15 protein-coding genes and 1 tRNA gene are annotated in these 19220 nt (G+C 70.1%); 12 read left to right on the top strand and 4 right to left on the bottom strand.

The window, feature by feature from the left end; all coding sequences use genetic code 11:
• The first annotated feature begins 9 nt into the window (after positions 1-9).
• The 3 genes from NQ151_RS07490 (at position 10) to NQ151_RS07480 (ending at position 3085) form a co-directional block, all read left to right on the top strand.
• Entirely contained in the window at positions 10-1197 is a 1188-nt protein-coding gene (locus NQ151_RS07490) for a sensor histidine kinase (protein ID WP_257527592.1), read from the top strand.
• Positions 1194-1829 carry a response regulator gene (locus NQ151_RS07485; protein ID WP_257527591.1) on the top strand — a complete coding sequence of 212 codons (636 nt, stop codon included), beginning with the start codon at positions 1194-1196 and terminating at the stop codon, positions 1827-1829. Before NQ151_RS07490 ends, NQ151_RS07485 begins: the two co-directional genes overlap by 4 nt.
• 140 nt (positions 1830-1969) lie before the next feature.
• Positions 1970-3085: a helix-turn-helix transcriptional regulator gene (locus NQ151_RS07480; RefSeq protein ID WP_257527590.1), complete on the top strand. Its 1116-nt coding sequence runs from the start codon at positions 1970-1972 to the stop codon at positions 3083-3085.
• An 18-nt stretch (positions 3086-3103) separates the two neighbouring features.
• Here NQ151_RS07480 and NQ151_RS07475 read toward each other — a convergent pair whose 3' ends face one another.
• From NQ151_RS07475 to aceB, 3 genes are all read right to left on the bottom strand, one after another.
• A complete protein-coding gene (locus NQ151_RS07475) occupies positions 3104-3439 on the bottom strand; it encodes a YciI family protein (RefSeq protein WP_257507958.1) in 336 nt (111 codons plus the stop codon).
• A 131-nt stretch (positions 3440-3570) separates the two neighbouring features.
• Positions 3571-5166 (bottom strand): isocitrate lyase, encoded by a 1596-nt coding sequence (locus tag NQ151_RS07470; RefSeq protein WP_257527589.1) that lies wholly within the window; start codon positions 5164-5166, stop codon positions 3571-3573.
• Positions 5167-5197: 31 nt separating this feature from the next.
• On the bottom strand, positions 5198-6862 hold the full coding sequence (aceB, locus tag NQ151_RS07465) for a malate synthase A (RefSeq protein ID WP_502883559.1): 1665 nt from the start codon (positions 6860-6862) through the stop codon (positions 5198-5200).
• A 180-nt stretch (positions 6863-7042) separates the two neighbouring features.
• Here aceB and NQ151_RS07460 point away from each other — a divergent pair, with 180 nt between their 5' ends.
• Positions 7043-8467, top strand: coding sequence for a helix-turn-helix transcriptional regulator (locus NQ151_RS07460; RefSeq protein ID WP_257527847.1), 1425 nt, complete (start codon positions 7043-7045; stop codon positions 8465-8467).
• A 303-nt stretch (positions 8468-8770) separates the two neighbouring features.
• On the opposite strand, the gene NQ151_RS07455 is transcribed toward NQ151_RS07460, so the two are convergent.
• Entirely contained in the window at positions 8771-10309 is a 1539-nt protein-coding gene (locus NQ151_RS07455; protein WP_257527588.1) for a PucR family transcriptional regulator, read from the bottom strand.
• Positions 10310-10404: 95 nt separating this feature from the next.
• On the opposite strand from NQ151_RS07455, the gene gabT reads away from it, so the two are divergent.
• The 8 genes from gabT to NQ151_RS07415 all read left to right on the top strand — a co-directional run bounded on the left by gabT (position 10405) and on the right by NQ151_RS07415 (position 19195).
• Positions 10405-11763: a 4-aminobutyrate--2-oxoglutarate transaminase gene (gene gabT / locus NQ151_RS07450; RefSeq protein WP_257507961.1), complete on the top strand. Its 1359-nt coding sequence runs from the start codon at positions 10405-10407 to the stop codon at positions 11761-11763.
• Between the two features lie 32 nt (positions 11764-11795).
• Positions 11796-13154, top strand: a complete 1359-nt coding sequence (locus NQ151_RS07445; protein ID WP_257527587.1) for a flavin monoamine oxidase family protein — start codon at positions 11796-11798, stop codon at positions 13152-13154.
• Positions 13151-14044 carry a universal stress protein gene (locus NQ151_RS07440; RefSeq protein WP_257527586.1) on the top strand — a complete coding sequence of 298 codons (894 nt, stop codon included), beginning with the start codon at positions 13151-13153 and terminating at the stop codon, positions 14042-14044. Before NQ151_RS07445 ends, NQ151_RS07440 begins: the two co-directional genes overlap by 4 nt.
• Positions 14041-15606, top strand: a complete 1566-nt coding sequence (locus tag NQ151_RS07435; protein ID WP_257527585.1) for an APC family permease — start codon at positions 14041-14043, stop codon at positions 15604-15606. Before NQ151_RS07440 ends, NQ151_RS07435 begins: the two co-directional genes overlap by 4 nt.
• Positions 15606-17072, top strand: a complete 1467-nt coding sequence (locus NQ151_RS07430) for an NAD-dependent succinate-semialdehyde dehydrogenase (protein WP_257527584.1) — start codon at positions 15606-15608, stop codon at positions 17070-17072. Before NQ151_RS07435 ends, NQ151_RS07430 begins: the two co-directional genes overlap by 1 nt.
• 18 nt (positions 17073-17090) lie before the next feature.
• On the top strand, positions 17091-18485 hold the full coding sequence (locus NQ151_RS07425; protein WP_257527583.1) for an NAD-dependent succinate-semialdehyde dehydrogenase: 1395 nt from the start codon (positions 17091-17093) through the stop codon (positions 18483-18485).
• 40 nt (positions 18486-18525) lie between these two features.
• Positions 18526-18963 carry a pyridoxamine 5'-phosphate oxidase family protein gene (locus NQ151_RS07420; RefSeq protein ID WP_257527582.1) on the top strand — a complete coding sequence of 146 codons (438 nt, stop codon included), beginning with the start codon at positions 18526-18528 and terminating at the stop codon, positions 18961-18963.
• 159 nt (positions 18964-19122) lie between these two features.
• Positions 19123-19195, top strand: a tRNA-Trp gene (locus tag NQ151_RS07415).
• Positions 19196-19220 lie beyond the last annotated feature (25 nt).

Genomic DNA, 19220 nt, shown 5'->3' with positions numbered 1-19220 from the left:
GGGCCTGACATGGTGAATCGGCGAGGGTGGGACATCGCGATCCTCGGCGCGGGGATCATCGTCGCCGTGTTCGCAGTGCTGATCTACGACGAAGGCACACCGGGCGAGCAGGCCGTGTCGATCGGCTCGGTCGCCGCCGTCGTGCTGGCCTATCTGCTGCTGGCCCGGCACGAGATCGGTGAGGACCCGCCCACCTGGCGCGTTCCGGTGTTCATCGTCGCGGTCAGCGTCGCGGTGGGCATCGGGGTGTCGGTCAACCCGTTCCTGGCGATGCTGCAGACGATCATCTATCCGCTGGTGTGGATGATCACCGCGAACAACCGGCAGGCGATCGTCGGGTCTGCGCTGCCGGCCCTGGCGATCCTCGTGGGCTTCGCCGCCGGCGAGGACTTCTCGGCGGGCGGCTGGGCTTCGGGGCTGGTCACCGCCGGCTTCTCGCTGCTGTTCGCGGTCGTGTTCGGGCTGTGGATCGCGAGCATCGCCGACAGTGCCGAGGAGCGGGGCCGGTTGCTGGCCGAACTGACGTCGGCTCAGGATGCCGTGCAGGCGCTCAGCCGCGACCGGGGCGCCGCACAGGAGCGGGAGCGCATGGCGCGCGAGATCCACGACACCCTCGCGCAGACGCTCGCCGGTCTCGTGCTGATCGCCGAACGTGCCGGCGGGCAGTACCGGTCGGGCAAAGCGGATGCCGCGATGCAGTCCATCGCCACGGTCGAAGCCGTCGCCCGAGAGGCGCTCGCCGAAGCCCGGGCGCTGGTCGCCCGCACCGCCGCCGTCCCCGCCGAAGCGGCGTTCGATGCGGCGCTGGAGCGGCTGGTCGAGCGGTTCCGGGCCGAGGCGGGGCTGCAGATCGACCTCGATTCCGCCCTGGATGCCGACGTCGACCGTGACGCGCAGGTGGTGATGCTCCGCTGCGTGCAGGAAGCGCTCGCCAACGTCCGCAAGCACGCGGACGCCGCGCGGGCCAGTGTGCGCGTGGCCGCCATGGAGGGCACCGTCGTGCTCCAGGTCATCGACGACGGTCGTGGTTTCGACCCGCTCGCGCCGCGGTCGGGTTTCGGTCTGGATGGCATGGCCGAGCGCATCGCGCTGGCCGGCGGCGCGCTCGACATCCAGGCGCGGCCCGGCGGGGGCACCGCGCTGCGCGTCACGCTGCCGACCTCGAGCGCGGCACACCCGGCGGTGGAACCGGCATGATCCGACTCATGATCGTCGACGACCACCCGGTGGTGCGGGCCGGGCTGGCAGGTCTGCTCTCGGACGAACCGGGGTTCGACGTGGTCGCCGAGGCCGCAGACGGCGACGAAGCTGTGCGCATCGCGGCGGCGACCCGGCCCGACGTGGTGCTGATGGACCTGCGGATGCCGCGCGTCGACGGCGTGGCGGCGACCGCCCGGCTGGTGGGCGGCGCGGCCGGCGACCCCGCACCTCGGGTGCTGATTCTCACGACCTACGAGACCGACGACCAGATCCTCGCGGCGATCGAGGCGGGCGCGAGCGGCTACCTGCTGAAGGCCGCACCGCGGGAGGAGATCGTCGCCGGAATCCGCTCCGTCGCCGCCGGTCAAACGGCGCTGTCGCCGCAGGTGGCGGTGCGACTGGTCGAGCGGATGCGGCGCCCCGAGCCGGAGGCGCTGCTGACTCCTCGCGAGACCGCGGTGCTGCGGCTGGTGGCCACCGGCCACAGCAACAAACAGGTCGCGGTGGCGCTGGGCATCGGGGAATCGACGGTCAAGACGCACCTGCTGCGGGTGTTCGAAAAGCTCGGCGTCGCCGACCGCACCCGCGCCGTGACCCTCGCGATGGAACGCGGGCTGCTCTCGTCGTGACCTGCTGCTGCCGGAGCGGGTTCGGCGTCAGGGGCGCACCTCCAGCACCCGGTTGAACGGCGTCTCGGCGACGCTGCGGAACCGGGTGAATCGCGCGGATCCTCGCCGGGCAGGGCGGGCCGCGGGAGATCAGGGCCGCGGTGCCTCTCCTCGAGAACGACCCCGACCTGCGCCATGACCCACGGCGACAGTCGTGGCTGCTGTTGGCGCCGCTGTTCCTGCGGGACGACACCGACGGTGCGCGGCTGCGTGCGCTGGCCGATGAGGTGCGAGGGGCGGCGGGAGTGGGCGACCTGCCCGCCGTGCTGTTCCACCTGGCGCGGGATCAAGCGACCACGGCGGGGTGGGCGCACGCGGAGGCGACCTATAGCGAGGCGATCCACCTCGCCGCCGACACCGGGCAGGACACCGAGCGAGCGATGTCGCTCGCCGGGCTCGCCGGGCTCGAGTCGCGCGCCGGCAAAGCGGATGCCTGCCGTGCGCATGCCGGCCAGGCGGCGCAGCTGTGCCTTGCGCGCGACATCCACATGGGCCGGGTGTGGGTGCTGTACGCGCTGGGTGACCTGGAGCTGTCGCTGGGCAACGCCGAGCTGGCCGTCGCGCACTTCACCGATCTCGCCGCGCTGCTCGCAGGACTGGGGCTGCAGGATGCCGACCTCGATCCCGCACCCGAGCTCACCGATGCGCTGCTGCGCCTGGGCCGGCGCGCGGAAGCGGAGTCGGTCGCGGCGAGGTTCCTTGCCGCTGCGCGGCGCAAGGGACAGCCGTGGTCGCTCGCGCGCGCACACCGGGGCACCGCGTTGGCGGCATCCGATGACCGGTTCGAGCGCAGCTTCGACGCCGCGCTGGTGCGGCACGACCAAACCCTCGACCGGTTCGAGACGGCGCGCACCCGGTTGGCCTTCGGGGAGCGTCTGCGCCGGGCCGGGCGCCGCGTGGATGCCCGCGTGCAGCTGCGGGCCGCGCTCGCCGAGTTCGGGGACCTGGGCGCCCAGGTATGGCGCGCGCAGGCCGCGGCCGAACTGACGGCCACCGGCGAGCGGGTACAGCAGCCGCAGGCACCCGCGCTGTCGGCGCTCACCCCGCAGGAGCTGCAGGTGAGCGTGCTGCTGGCCGACGGCCGCACGACGCGGGAGGCCGCCGCCGCTCTCTTCCTCAGCCCGAAGACGGTGGAGTACCACCTGCGCAAGGTCTACACCAAGCTCGGCATCGGCTCGCGGGCGCAACTGGCCGAAGCCATCGAACCCGCGAAGTGATCGCGGCGGCGGCGCGGGTCAGAGGTCCAGCGGCCAGGCAGGGTGCAGCTGGATGACGCCGGACGTGGCCATCGGATGCCGCGACGCGAGTTCGATGGCATCCTCCACCGTCTCGCACTCGAGCACGTCGAAGCCGCCGATCAGTTCGTACGCCTCGGCGAACGGTCCGTCGCTGACGATGACCTCCCGCCGACGCCGGCGGATGGTCTTGGCCTCGGTGGCCGGCCGCAGCCGATCGCCTTCGACTGCACGTCCGGTTCCGTAGGCCTCGTCGACCCAGGCCTCGATGGAGACGGGCACCTCCTCGTTGGCTTCCAGATCCGGATCGGTGAGGACCAGCATGAGGTATCGCATCGCACTGCCTTTCGTTTGTGAGTGACGTTACGACAGCGCGTCGAGCAGCGGGCGGCCGAAATCGACATTCCTGCGAACACGGCGGATGCCCCGGACCGGGCGGTCCGAGGCATCCGCTCTCGTTCGAGCGCTCAGCCGAACTGATTCATCGTGTTGTGCTGACCGCCGGCCTTGAGGGCCGCGGCGCCGGCGAAATACTCCTTGTGGGTGTCGCCGATGTCACTGCCCGCCATGTTCTGGTGCTTGACGGTCGCGATGCCCCCACGGATCTCGCGTCGCTGCACCCCCCGCACGTAGGCGAGCATGCCCTCGTCGCCGAAGTAACCCTTGGCGAGGTCATCAGTCGACAAGGCGGCCGTGTGGTAGGTCGGCAGCGTGATGAGGTGGTGGAAGATCCCGGCCCGCGCAGAGCCGTCGCGCTGGAAGGTGCGGATCTTCTCGTCGGCCAGCTGCGCCAGTTCGGTGTCGTCGTACGCGACGTTCATCAGGTCGCTGCGGTCGTAGGCGGAGAGGTCCTTGCCCTGTTCGGCGAGCAGGTCGTAGGCCTGCTGGCGGAAGTTGAGAGTCCAGTTGAACGACGGGCTGTTGTTGTACACGAGCTTCGCGTTCGGGATCTCCTCGCGGATCGCGTCGACCATGCCGGCGATCTGCTCCACGTGCGGCTTCTCCGTCTCGATCCACAGCAGGTCGGCGCCGTTGCGCAGCGACGTGATGCAGTCCAGCACGACACGCTGCTCACCGGTTCCGGGGCGGAATTGGTAGAGGTTGCTCGGGAGCCGCTTGGGGCGCAGCAGCGTGCCGTCGCGCTTGATGACGACGTCACCGTTGCCGAGATCGGCGTCCGAGACCTGTTCGACATCCAGGAACGCGTTGTACTGGTCGCCCAGGTCGCCGGGTTCCTGCGTGACGGCGAGCTTCTGCGTGAGGCCTGCGCCGAGCGAGTCGGTGCGTGCGACGATGATGCCGTTGTCGATGCCCAGCTCGAGGAACGCGTAACGCACCGCGTTGAGCTTGGCGATGAAGTCCTCGTGCGGAACGGTGACCTTGCCATCCTGATGGCCGCACTGCTTCTCCTCGGACACCTGGTTCTCGATCTGGATGGCGCAGGCGCCCGCCTCGATCATCTTCCTGGCGAGCAGGTACGTTGCCTCGGGGTTGCCGAAGCCGGCGTCGATGTCGGCGATGATCGGCACGACGTGGGTCTCGTACGTGTCGATCTGCGACTGGATGAATTCGGCCGCGGTCTCATCGCCGGCCGACCGCGCTGTGTCGAGCCGCGTGAAGAGCAGATCGAGTTCGCGGGCATCGGCCTGGCGCAGGAACGTGTAGAGCTCTTCGATCAGGGCCGGCACCGAGGTCTTCTCGTGCATCGACTGGTCGGGGAGCGGGCCGAACTGCGAGCGGAGCGCGGCGACCATCCACCCCGAGAGGTAGAGATACCGCTTGTTCGTGGTCTTGAGGTGCTTCTTGATCGAGATCAGCTTCTGCTGACCGATGAAGCCGTGCCAGACGCCGAGCGACTGGGTGTAGACCGACGAATCGACGTCGTACTCGGCCATGTCGCGGCGCATGATGTCGGCGGTGTACTGCGCGATCTCGAGTCCCGTCTTGAAGCGGTTCTGGGCCCGCATGCGAGCCACGGACTCGGGGTTGATCGCATCCCATGCGGAGCCGTACTCCACCTTGAGTGCCTGGATGGCGTCGATGTCGTCCTGGTAGGCGGTCATTTCTTTCCCTTCAGTGGGCTGACGGTGGGGACTACTCGGATTCGACGAGGAATCGCGAGTAGGCCGAGAGGGTGAGGAAGGCCGGGAAGTCCTGGCCGAGGGCGACATCGCGGAAGACGGCCGCGGCGTCGTCGAACCGGTCGTCGTCGCGCCGCTCGACCTCGCCGAGCACCTCGCTGATGAGCGCCTCGATGTACTCACGGGTGATGCGGTCGCCCTCGGCGGTGGAAAGGCCCTGGTGGATCCACTGCCACACCTGCGAGCGGGAGATCTCCGCCGTCGCGGCATCCTCCATCAGGTTGTCGATCGCGACGGCGCCCAGGCCCCGCAGCCAAGCCTCGATGTAGCGGATCGCGACCGACACGTTGTCGCGCACGCCCTGGGCGGTGATGGGGCGCCCGATGCGCACGTCGATCAGGTCGGCGGCGGTGACGGTCACCTCGGGGCGCTGGCGGTCCACCTGGTTGGGGCGGTCGCCGAGCACCGCGTCGAACTCGGCCCGGGCCACCGGGATGAGGTCGGGGTGGGCCACCCACGTGCCGTCGAAGCCGTCGCCGGCCTCGCGCTTCTTGTCGGCGGCGACCTTCTCGAACGCGCGCTGGGTCACCTCGGGGTCACGCCGGTTGGGGATGGAGGCGCTCATCCCGCCGATGGCGAATGCGCCGCGGCGGTGACACGTCTGCACGAGCAGCTCGGTGTAGGCCCGCATGAACGGCACCGTCATCGTGACCTCACTGCGGTCGGGGAGGACGAACCGTGCCCCGCGGCCGCGGTAGTTCTTGATGATCGAGAAGATGTAGTCCCAGCGGCCGGCGTTCAGGCCCGCGCAGTGGTCGCGCAGCTCGTAGAGGATCTCCTCCATCTCGAACGCCGCGGGCAGCGTCTCGATGAGCACCGTCGCGCGGATCGTGCCGTGCGGGATGCCGATGTACTGCTCGCTGAAGGTGAAGATGTCATCCCACAGCTTGGCCTCCTCGCTCGATTCGAGCTTGGCGATGTAGACGTAGGGGCCGCGTCCGTTCGCGATCAACTGGGCGGCGTTGTGGAAGAAGTACAGGCCGAAGTCGACGAGGGAGCCGGAGGCCGCCATCTCGCGGCCGAAGCGGTCGGTGAAGCGGAGGTGATGCTCGGTCAGGTGCCAGCCGCGAGGCCGCATCACGATCGTCGGGGTGCGCTCGGCGGTGACCTCGTAGCGCTTGCCCTCGGGGCTTGTGAACGCCAGTTCGCCCCGGATCGCGTCTCGCAGGCTCAACTGCCCTTCGATGACGTTCTTCCAGGTGGGGCTCGTCGCGTCCTCCTGATCGGCCAGCCATACCTTCGCACCCGAGTTGAGTGCGTTGATCGTCATCTTGGGGTCGGTGGGGCCGGTGATCTCCACGCGGCGGTCCTCCAGACCCGGTCCCGCCCCGGCGACCTGCCATGATCCGTCCTCACGGATGTGGCGGGTGTCGTCGCGGAAGCGCGGGTCGTGCCCGTTGCCGATCTCGAAGCGGCGACGGAGGCGATCGGCGAGCCTGTCGTGCCGACGCGCGCCGAAGCGGTGGTGCAGGTCGGTGAGGAACGCGAGGGCTTCGGGGGTGAGGACCTCGTCGTAGCGGGGGCCCATGCGGCCGGCGACCGCGATCGTCGGCTCGGAGGTCTGGATGGAGATGGGGCCGGTGCGCGTACGCATCGGGGTGGCCGTTGCAGGTGTCATGTCCTGTCCTCCTATGAACGAGTGCGGAAGGTCGTACCTCCACTATTCGGTGAACTTCGACCCCGCAAACGACCAGGAGTGAGGTGAACTTTCGGGATACTTCTGCTTTCGTGACAGAATCCCGGCATGACCACGCATCTCGACGGCGAGACCGGGCCCGTCACCGCAGACGATGAGGAGATGGACCCGCTGACGATGGGCCGGCGCATCCGGCAGTTGCGCACTGCGCGGGGGATGACCCTCGACGAACTCGCACGTGCTGTCGCGCGCGCGCCCAGCCAGCTGTCGATGATCGAGAACGGCCGGCGTGAGCCCAAGCTCACCCTGCTGCGTGCGATCGCGCGGGCGCTGGACACGTCGCTGGACGCGCTGCTGGAGAGCGAGCCGCTGGACGAGCGCTCGACACTGGAGATCCAGCTGGAGCGGGCGATGAGCGGGCAGACGTTCCAGGCGCTGGGGATCGCGCCGTTCCGGGTCGGCAAAACCGTGCCCACCGAGGTGCTGAAGGCGATGATGGCGCTGCAGGGCGAGATCGAGCGCCTCCGCGATGAGCGGTCGGCCACCCCCGAAGAGGCGCGCCGCGCGAACGTGGCGCTGCGGCGGCTGATGCGCACGCAGAACAACTACTTCCCCGACCTGGAACAGCACGCCCGCGGCATCCTGGACGCCGTCGGGCACCCCGGTGGACCGATCACGCAGCGCACGGCATCCGACATCGCCGCGCACCTCGGCTTCACGCTGCACTACGTGCCGGATCTGCCGCAGACCACCCGCAGCGTGGCCGACATCAAGAACGGCCGGCTGTACCTGTCCAGCCGCGTGACCGCCAAGGCGGACCCGCGCACCGCCGTGCTGCAAGCGCTGTCCAGTCGCATCCTCGGCCACTCCGAGCCGCACAGCTATGCCGAGTTCCTGCGCCAGCGGGTCGAGACGAATTACCTCACCGGGGCGCTGTTGATCCCCGAAGCCCACGTCGTGCCGGCGCTGCACGATGCCAAGCAGCGCCGGGCGCTGTCGATCGAGGACCTGCGGGACACCTATTCGGTGTCGTACGAGACAGCCGCGCACCGGTTCACGAACCTCGCGACGATGCACCTGGACATTCCGGTGCACTTCCTCAAGGTGCACGAGTCGGGCACGATCACCAAGGCGTACGAGAATGACGACGTCAACTTTCCGACCGACCGCCTCGGCTCCATCGAGGGGCAGCTGTGCTGTCGCAAGTGGACCAGCCGCGTCGTGTTCGACGTCGACGACCACTTCAATCCGTACTACCAGTACACCGACACCGGCAACGGCACGTACTGGTGCACCGCGCGCGTGGAGGCATCCAGCGAAGGCGCTCACTCGGTGAGCGTGGGGGTGCGCTTCGACGACACCAAGTGGTTCCTCGGGCGCGACACCACCAACCGCGGGGTGTCGAAGCATTCCGTCGAGGTGTGCTGCCGGCGTGCCCCGGCCGACCTCGAGTCCGCGTGGCGCGAGCAGTCGTGGCCGAACGTGCGCACGCCCCGCACCCTGCTGGCGACGCTGCCGACAGGGGCGTTCCCCGGGGTGGACACGACCGAGGTGTACGAGTTCCTCGAGGCCCACGCCCCCCGCTGAGCCTGCCGCCCTGCGGGGCGCCCCCGCCCGCCGCTCCGGTGTCACTCGCGCACAGTCCCGTGCCGCGGCATCCGCCATTCGTGACACTCGAGCCCGCGCTCGGTCGCGCCGCGCCGCGCGGGCGCTCGGTCGTCGCGAACGCACCCCTGAGCGCGCGCGGAAGGGTCGGATGCGACGACCGAGATTCCAGGTAGGGGAGCCCAGGCGCTCGGTCGTCGCAAATGCGCGCTCGAGTGCGCCCGGGAGGGCCGGATGCGACGACCGAACGACCCCCGGGTTACGGGCCGCGCGACGGCCGCCGGGTCAGCCGAGCGCGGCGAAGGCGGCCCACAGCTCGGCGCGGAACGCGAACGCCGCCAGATCCCGCCCGAGCACGGCCTCGGCCGCGGCCAGCCGGGTGCGCACGGTGTGCCGGTGCACCCCGAGAGCGCGCGCCGCGGCCTCGTGCGAGCAGTCGGCATCCAGCCACGCGCGCAGGGTCGGCACCAGCGACGTCGCGTGGGCGGCGTCGTGTGCCACCAGCGGTTGCAGCAGCGCCGACGCGAGCGCCCGGCCTTCGTGAGTGGACAGCGCAGAGAGGATGCCGGTGCGCGAGGCATCTGCGAAGTGCGTCACCCCTCGTCCGCCGCGGTCGCGGGCGACGCGGGCCTGCTGGAGCGCGGCGTCGAACCCGTCGTACCCGGTCGGCGCGGAGACCCCGAGGGCCAGCGCGAACAGCGTCGCGACCTCATCGAGGATCTCCGTCTCCGCCGCGGCGACAGCCAGCACCATGCCGTCGTCGCCCTGCCCGTAGAACAGTGCGCCGCGTCGCTCGTCGGCACGCAACTCCAGCAGTTCGCCGAGGGCGTCGGATGCCGCGGCGGCATCCGTGACCGCCACGACGATCGGGGCGACCGGCATCGGCCCCCACGCGTCGCGCGAGATGCGCCTCGCCAGTCCCGGGTCGCCGGTGCGCAGCGACTGCAGCATCCCGGTGCGCAGCACGTCGCGCGCCCGTCCCAGTCGCTGATGCTGCTCGAGCGCGAGGCTGGCCATGGAGATCACCGACGTCACGACGTCGCGGCCTTCACGGTCCAGGTCACCCGCCGCGATCGCCACCACGCCGCGCAGCCTCCCGCCGCGGCCGAGGGTCTGCAGGGTGAACGCACGCCCGTCGCGCCGCAGCGACGAACCGGCGCGGGCACCGCGCCGCAGCACGGCGCCGACCTCATCGTGCACGCTCCGTGCAGCGTCGGCGTCGAGCGCGTCCGCGGGATGCTCACGCACCAGCTCGCCGGCCGCGTCGTACATGCCCACCCAGGTGTTCAGCTGGCGCGCCAGCTCGCCGATCGTGGCACCCAAGCCGTCGGGGCGCAGCGCCGCCAGCGAGATCGCCCGCTGCGCGGCCAGCGCCCAGCTGCGCCGGGCGTACGCCTGCGCCGCGATCGTCTCGGCGTTCGCGCGGGCGACCGCGATGAACGGCGTGTCATACGGCACCTCGAACAGCGGCATCCCGGCGTCCCGGCACGCCCGCTCCAGGGCGGGTGGGATGCCGGTGCGGGCGACCTCGGTACCGAAGCCGAGCCCGGCGACGGCGCGGCCGCTCAGCCGCCGCACGTAGTCGACGTACGGCTGCGCGTCCACGTCGCCGGCGGCGGCGAACTGGGTGCCGGTGGTCAGCAGCACGAGGTCGTCGGCCAGGAACGGGGTGGGGTCGGCCAGGTCCGAACCGTGCACCCAGCGGATCGGGCGATCCAGGGCGTCGCCCGGCAGATCGTGCACGTCGGACGCGAGCCGCAGGCGCAGTTCCCGCCTTCCCAGCAACGCCCCCAGCGTCGGTTCGAGGTCGGCTGTGGCCGCCACGGCACGCTCCGCTCTTATACGCCAGGTATAGCAATTGCCATGAAATATACCGCGTGGCGAGTGTCGTGACGCCCGCAGGCTCCTACGCTCGCCCCATGACCCTCATCGACGCGACCCCCACGACGCCGCAGGGCGGACCCGGCCTGCCGCAGGTGCGGCGGCTGACCACCGCCATCCCCGGACCCCGCTCGCAGCAGATCCTCGAGCGCAAGGCCGCGGCGGTCCCGGCGGGAGTCGGGCACACCGTGCCGATCGCGGCGGTCGCCGCCGGCGGCGGGGTGGTCGTCGACGCCGACGGCAACTCGCTCATCGACCTGGGTTCGGGCATCGCGGTGACCACGGTCGGATCTGCCCACCCGAAGGTCGTCGAGGCCATCACGGCGCAGGCGTCGCAGTTCACCCACACCTGCTTCATGATCTCGCCATATGAGTCGTACATCGCCGTCGCCGAGGCGCTCAACCGCCTCACCCCTGGTGACCACGCCAAGAAGAGCGCCCTGTTCAACTCCGGCGCGGAAGCGGTCGAGAACGCGGTGAAGATCGCCCGCAAGTACACCGGCAAGCAGGCCGTCGTCGCGTTCGATCACGGTTACCACGGCCGCACCAACCTGACGATGGCGCTGACGGCGAAGTCGATGCCCTACAAGAGCGGGTTCGGGCCGTTCGCCCCCGAGGTCTATCGCGCCCCGGCGTCGTACCCGCTGCGCGATGGGCTGAGCGGACCGGATGCCGCGGTGCGGGCGATCGGGCTCATCGAGAAGCAGATCGGCGCCGACAACCTCGCCGCCGTCATCATCGAGCCGATCCAGGGCGAGGGCGGCTTCATCGTGCCCGCCGACGGGTTCCTGCCGGCGATCGCCGACTGGTGCCGCGACAACGGCGTGGTCTTCATCGCCGACGAGGTGCAATCCGGGTTCGCCCGCACCGGCGCGATGTTCGCCAGCGAACTGTTCGGCATCGTCCCGGACCTGGTCACGACGGCCAAGGGAATTGCGGGGGGCATGCCGCTGGCCGCCGTGACCGGCCGGTCCGAGATCATGGATGCCGCCCATGCCGGGGGCCTGGGCGGCACCTACGGCGGCAACCCGGTGGCGTGCGCCGCCGCCCTGGCCGCGATCGACGCGTTCGAGAACGACGGCCTCATCGAACGGGCTCAGCAGATCGAGCAGATCCTGCTGAGCCGCCTGGAGGCCATCGCGGCCGCCGATCCGCGCATCGGCGAGGTGCGCGGCCGCGGCGCGATGATCGCCGCCGAGTTCGTCGACCCCGCCACCGGCGCCCCCGACGCGGCGCTGACCGGAGCGGTCGCGAAGGCGTGCCTGGCCGAAGGGGTGATCGTGCTCACGTGCGGCACGTACGGCAACGTGATCCGCTTCCTGCCACCGCTGTCGATCCCCGACGAGCTGCTCCACGAGGGTGTGGACGTCGTGGCATCCGCGCTCGCCGCACGATGACATCGACCTGACGGCCCACCGAAGGAACCCGCATGACTGAGATCACCCGAGACGTCGTCATCGTCGGGGCCGGTGTTGCCGGCCTCACCGCCGCCAACGAGCTGCGCAAGGCCGGGTTGTCCGTCGCCGTCCTGGAGGCCCGCGACCGCGTGGGCGGGCGGCTGTGGACCGACACGATCGACGGGGCCATGCTGGAGATCGGCGGCCAGTGGGTGTCACCAGATCAGGACGCGCTCATCGAGACGCTCGCCGACTTGGGCCTGGAGACTTTCAATCGCTACCGCGAGGGCGAGAGCGTCTACATCGGCCCCGACGGCACTGCTTCCCGCTTCACCGGTGAGGCGTTCCCCGTCGCCGCCGACACCGAGCGCGTGATCGCGGAGATCACCGAGCGACTGGACGCGATGGTCGCCGAGATCGACCCCGACCGGCCCTACGCCCACCCGAGGGCGCAGGAATGGGACACGATCTCGTGGGACGCCTGGCTGCGGTTGCAGACCGACGACGACGAAGCGGTGCGCAACCTCGCGTTCGCCACCGGGTCGGCGATGCTCACCAAGCCCACGCACGCGTTCTCGCTGCTGCAGTCGCTGCTCATGGCCGCGAGTGCGGGCAGCTACTCGAACCTCGTCGACGCGGATTTCATCCTCGACAAGCGGGTCGTGGGCGGGCTGCAGCAGGTGCCGCTGCTGCTGGCCGAGCGTCTCGGCGACGACGTGTTCCTGGGCCAGCCGGTGCGGACGCTGGCGTGGTCGGATGCCGGTGTGACCGCGACCGCGGACGGCATGACGGTGCGGGCGCGCGCGGCGATCCTCGCCCTTGCCCCCGTGCTCTACAACCGCATCTCGTTCGTCCCGGCGCTGCCGCGGCTGCAGCACCAGATGCACCAGCACCTGTCGATGGGGTTCGTCATCAAGGTGCACGCCGTGTACGACCGTCCGTTCTGGCGCGAGCGGGGCCTGTCGGGTACCGCGTTCAGCCCCTACGAGCTGGCGCACGAGGCGTACGACAACACCAACCACGGCGACGAGCGGGGCACGCTCGTGGGCTTCGTCTCCGACCGCAACGCCGACGATGTCTTCCGCCTCAGCGCCACCGAGCGCAAGGAGCGCATCCTCGAGTCGCTGTCGCACTACTACGGCCCCGACGCGAAGAACCCGGTCGTGTACTACGAGAGCGACTGGGGGAGTGAGGAGTGGACGCGGGGTGCGTACGCGGCCAGCTTCGACCTGGGCGGCCTGCACCGCTACGGCGCCGATCTGCGCACGCCGGTCGGCCCGATCCGCTTCGCGTGCAGCGACCTGGCGGGTGCCGGCTACCAGCACGTGGACGGCGCGATCCGCATGGGACGGCTCGCGGCGCAGGGCATCATCGAGGGGAGTCGCTCATGACCGCACACATCGTCGTGGGCTACACCGCCACCAAGGCAGGGCGCGATGCGGTGGCCTTCGCGTCACGGCTGGCCGCGGCATCCGCCGCCGAGCTCGACATCGTGATCGTGCTGCCCTCCGACGGGCGCAGCGTCATCACACCGCCGGATGCCGGGTACGACCGGTACCTGCGGGAACAGGCCGACACCTGGCTGGCCGAGGCCGCCGCCGGGGTGCCCGACTCCGTCGTGCACCGCGAGCAGGCCCGCTACGCCGACTCGTTCGCCGAGGGTCTGATCGACATCGCCGGTGAACTCGGCGCCGGTCTGATCGTCGTGGGCGCCGCGAACGGCGGTTCCCGCGGCCGCCACCGGCTGGGATCCACCACGACGCAGCTGCTGCACTCCTCCGACGTGCCGGTCGTGCTGGTGCCGCGGGGGGCGCGCAAGGTCGCCCCCGAGGTCGGCATCAGCCGGCTGACGGTCGCCGTCGGCACACGCCCCGGCGCGGAGGCCCTGATGGCCGAGGCCGTGACGCTGTCGCGGGCGACCGGCGCACCGCTGCGCCTGCTGTCGCTGGTGACGGTGGATCTGCCGCCCTCGGTGGACACCGGCGTGATCCGCATCGCCGGGGCTGCCCACGCCGAAGAGGTGCTCGCCGAGACGCGGCAGGCGCTCCCCGGCGGGGTCGAGGCCGAGGCAGTCGCAGCGCGCGGGGCGAGCATCGAAGAGGCAGTGACCCACCTCGACTGGCAACCGGGCGAAGTCATCCTGGTCGGCTCCAGCCGGCTCGCCCAGCCGCGGCGGCTGTTCCTCGGCTCCACGGCAGCGAAGATGCTGCACGAAGTCCCGGTGCCGATGGTCGTCGTGCCTCGCACCCGCACCCGCGAAGGAGCAGGAGCAGGAGCATGAGCCAGCAAGAACGCACTGCAGGCGACACCACGACCGGCGGCCTGTCCAAGAAGGGCCTGAGCGCCGGCACGGTCGGGCTGCTCGGCGCGATCGTCATCGGGATCTCCTGCATCGCCCCCGCCTACACCCTCACCGCGGCGTTGGGGCCGACGGTGTCGGAGGTCGGCTTCCAGGTGCCGGCGATCATCCTCGTCGGGTTCATCCCCATGCTGCTGGTGGCGTTCGGCTACCGCGAGCTCAACAAGCAGATGCCCGACGCCGGCACGTCCTTCACCTGGGGTGCCCGCGCGTTCGGGCCGTGGGTGGGCTGGATGGCAGGGTGGGGACTGATCGCCGCGATGATCCTGGTGCTGTCGAACCTGGCGGGGGTCGCGGTGGACTTCCTGTTCCTGCTGATCGATCAGATCGCCGGCAGCCCCGGGACGATCGCGGCGCTCGCCGCCGAACCGGGAATCAACGTCGCGGTGTGCCTGCTGTTCATGGTCGGGGCGACGTTCGTGTCCTACCGCGACATGCAGACCACGCAGAAGCTGCAGTACGTGCTGGTCACATTCCAGGTCGTGGTTCTGGTGATCTTCGCCATCGCCGCGTTCGTGCACGTCGCCGGCGGCAGCGCGTTCGACGCCAGCCCGGTGGAGCTTTCCTGGTTCAACCCGTTCGCCGTCGGCGACCTCGCCGCGGTGGTGGCGGGCCTTTCGCTGTCGATCTTCATCTTCTGGGGGTGGGATGTCACCCTCACCATGAACGAGGAGACCAAGGACCCCGAGCGCACCCCCGGCCGGGCAGCGACGCTGACCGTCGTCACGATCGTGGTGCTGTATCTGCTGCTTGCTATCGCGCTGCTGTCGTTCGCCGGCATCGGCGACGGCGAACTGGGGCTCGGAAACCCCGACATCCAGGACAACGTGTTCTTCTTCCTGTCGGGACCGATCCTGGGGCCCCTGGCGTTCCTGGTCTCCCTCGCGGTGCTCACCAGTTCCGCGTCGTCGCTGCAGTCCACGTTCGTCGGGCCATCCCGCACGCTCCTGGCGATGGGGCACTACGGCGCGCTGCCGAAGCAATTCGCCACCGTCAGCCCCCGGTTCTTCACGCCCGGGTTCGCCACCGTTGTGTCGGCGGTCGTGGCATCCGGCTTCTACGCCGTCATGCGTTTCGTCAGCGAGAACGTGCTGTGGGACACCATCACGGCGCTGGGCATGATGATCTGCTTCTATTACGGCCTGACGGCGTTCGCGTGCGTCTGGTACTTCCGCAAGCAGTGGTTCGATTCGGCCCGCTCGTTCTTCTTCACGCTGCTGTTCCCGCTCGTGGGCGGGGTGAGCCTGGCGGCGCTGTTCGTCATCACCCTGCGCGACAGTATGGAAGCCGACTACGGCAGCGGCTCGAATATCGCCGGCGTCGGGCTGGTGTTCATCCTGGGCGTGGCGATCATCCTGCTCGGGATCGTGATCATGGTGTGGCAGGCCATCAAGCGGCCCGCCTTCTTCCGCGGCGAAACCCTCTCAATCGATGCCCCGCCGAGCCTGCGCCGGGCAAAGCACAACCGAACTGGAGTCACATGATGACCGCAGCGAACGAAGCGAACCTGCTCGAACGGGTTCCGGCCCGCCTGTTCATCGACGGGGAGTGGACGGATGCCGCCGGCGGCCGCACCTTCGCGGTGCGCGACCCCGCCACCGGCCAGGTCATCCGCGAGATCGCGGACGCCTCGCCCGAAGACGGCATCCGTGCCCTCGACGCCGCCGTCGCCGCGCAGGACGCGTGGGCGGCGACGGCGCCGCGCACGCGCAGCGAGATCCTGCGGCGCGCGTTCGACCTGGTGCAGGAGCACAAGGAGGACCTCGCGCTGCTGATGACGCTGGAGATGGGAAAGCCGCTGGCCGAAGCCCGCGGCGAGGTGGGGTACGGCGGCGAGTTCCTGCGCTGGTTCAGCGAGGAGGCGGTGCGCATCGCCGGCCGCTACGGACTGAACCCCGAGGGCACCGGGCGGATGATCGTCTCGCAGCGCCCCGTCGGGCCGTCGTTCTTCATCACACCGTGGAACTTCCCGCTCGCGATGGCCACCCGCAAGATCGCTCCCGCGCTGGCAGCGGGGTGCACCGTGGTGATCAAGCCTCCCGAGCTCACGCCGCTGACGACGCTCTTCTTCACGCAGCTGCTGGTGGAGGCGGGTGTGCCCGCCGGGGTGGTCAACGTCGTCACGACGACGACCTCTGCCGATGTGTCGGGCCCGATCATCGCCGACCCGCGGCTGCGCAAGCTCTCGTTCACCGGGTCGACCCCGGTGGGACGCAAGCTCATCGCGCAGGCGGCGGAGGGGGTGCTGCGGGTGTCGATGGAGCTGGGCGGCAACGCGCCCTTCGTCGTGTTCGACGACGCCGACCTCGACAAGGCGGTCGACGGGGCGATACTGGCGAAGTTCCGCAACATCGGGCAGGCCTGCACCGCGGCGAACCGGTTCATCGTGCACGCCGCGGTCGCCGAGGAATTCACCCGCCGGGTGACCGAGCGGGTCACCGCGATGCCGGTCGGTCGCGGCACCGAGGACGGCGTGCAGATCGGCCCCCTCATCGACGACAAGGCGGTCGCGAAGGCGACCGAACTGGTGGCGGATGCCGTCTCGCGCGGTGCCCGCGTGCTCACCGGCGGCAACTCCATCGACGGCCCCGGCACCTTCTACCAGCCGACCGTGGTCGCCGGCGTCCCCGCCGGCAGCGCGATCCTGAGCGAGGAGATCTTCGGCCCGGTGCTGGCGATCGCCACCTTCACCGACGAGGACGAAGCCGTGCGCCTGGCCAACGACACCGAGTACGGCCTGGTGTCGTACGTCTTCACGCAGGATCTCGCCCGCGGACACCGGATGATCGACCGCCTCGAGACGGGCATGATGGGCCTGAACGTCGGGGTCGTCTCCAACGCCGCCGCGCCGTTCGGCGGGGTCAAGCAATCCGGTGTCGGGCGCGAAGGCGGCCTCGAAGGCATCCACGAATACCTCTCCACCAAGTACACGCTGATCCCCGTCGACTGACCGGGGGAACGGAGCATCATGAGCACGTATGCGGTCGTCAACCCGGCCACGGGCGAGACCCTCGCCACCTACCCCACTGCGACCGCGGATGAGGTGGAATCCGCCCTCGCCGCCGCCGACGCGGCCTACCGCGGCTGGCTGCGCCGGTCATCGACCGCCGAGCGGGCGCGGCTGCTGCGCCGCGTCGCCGAACTGCACCGCGAGCGCCGTGACGACCTCGCCGCGATCATCGTGCGTGAGATGGGCAAGCCCCTGGCCGCCGCGGAGGGCGAGGTGGACTTCGCCGCCGACATCACCGAGTACTACGCCGACCACATCGACCAGATCACCGGGGACACCCCGGTGGACATCCTGGGGGAGGGCACCGCTGTCATTCGCAGGGCGCCGCTGGGCGTGCTGCTGGGGATCATGCCGTGGAACTTCCCGTACTACCAGGTGGCCCGCTTCGCTGCCCCCAACATCGCGCTGGGTAACGCGATCCTGCTCAAGCACGCCTCGCAGTGCCCGCAGTCGGCCGCCGCGATCGCCGAGATCTACGCCGATGCAGGCTTCCCTGCGGGGGTGTACACCGACCTGCGGCTCACCAACGAACAGGCGGCCGAGGTCATCGCCGACCGACGGGTGCAGGGCGTCTCCGTCACCGGGTCCGAGCGCGCCGGCGCCGCCGTGGCGGAGGTCGCCGGCCGCAACCTGAAGAAGGCCGTGCTCGAACTCGGCGGCTCGGACCCGTTCCTGCTGCTGTCCACCGACGACCTCGACCAGGTGGTGCAGGCGGCCGTCGACGCGCGGCTGGACAACGTCGGGCAGTCCTGCAACGGCGCCAAGCGCTTCCTCGTCGTGGACGAGCTGTATGACGCGTTCCTGGAGAAGTTCACCGCGGCCATGGCGGCAGCAACCGTGGGCGACCCGTTCGCGGAGGACACCGTGCTGGGCCCGCTGTCGTCGGTGACCGCCGCCGAGCGCCTCGCCGACCAGGTCGACCGCGCCGTCGCGCAGGGGGCGACGCTGGTCACCGGGGGCACCCGCGATGGCGCGTTCTACCCCGGCACCGTACTCACCGGGGTCACGCCGGACATGGATGCCTATCAGGAGGAGTTCTTCGGACCCGTCGGCGTGGTCTACCGCGTCGCGGACGAGGACGAGGCCGTCCAGATCGCCAACGACACCGGGTTCGGACTCGGCTCCTACGTCTTCACGACGGATCCCGCGCAGGCCGAACGCGTGGCCGACCGGATCGAAGCGGGCATGGTCTACGTCAACCTCGTGCTCGCCGACTCGCCGGAGTTGCCTTTCGGCGGGGTCAAGCGCAGCGGCACCGGACGCGAACTGGGCCTGCTCGCAGCAGACGAGTTCGTCAACAAGAAGCTCATCCGGGTGGCGCCGGGTGCGGCGGGTGGGGACGGCGGGGCGTAAAGCACTGGCATCCGCGCCCCCTCCACGCTTGGATGTGGGCATGGACCAGACGCAGGAACCCGTTGCCGCCCTGTCCGACCAGGAATGCTGGGACAAGCTCGCCCAGCAGGAGCTCGGCCGCATCGTCACGCACGTCCACGACGTGATGGACATCTTCCCGGTGAACTACGTCGTCGCCGACGGGGCGATCCTGTTCCGCACCGCGCCGGGGAGCAAGCTGTTCGAGCTCAGCGTGAACGACGAGGTGCTGTTCCAGGTCGACGATCACACCGATGTCGACGCGTGGAGCGTGGTCGCCCGCGGCCGTGCCCGCGTGCTGGACACCAGCGATGAGGTGCGCGCCGCCGACGCGCTGGCGCTGCGGCCGTGGGTGCCCACGCTGAAGTACCACTATGTGCGGATCGATCCGCACGTGCTGTCGGGGAGGGCCTTCCAGCGGTGGCCGGAACCAGACCGCTACGGCATCGCAGATTACTGATCCCGGCCGCCGCCGGCCCCGGGTGATTCGCTGGGCAGTGAAGGCATGCCGTACACTGGGATGTGCAGTCGAAATCTGCATTCTTTCGCCGTGCCCGCCGACGGGAAGCCCCGCAGCGACACGACAGGAGTGCGATTTCACCCAAGACCTCCGGGTCTTAGGGCGGTAGCTCAATTGGCAGAGCAGCGGTCTCCAAAACCGCAGGTTGCAGGTTCGATTCCTGTCCGCCCTGCGCGTCAGCACATGCTGGCACACCA

This window comes from Microbacterium sp. zg-YB36 (genome assembly GCF_024623575.2).
Lineage (GTDB): Bacteria > Actinomycetota > Actinomycetes > Actinomycetales > Microbacteriaceae > Microbacterium.
This window is presented reverse-complemented; position numbering and strand designations above follow the sequence as displayed.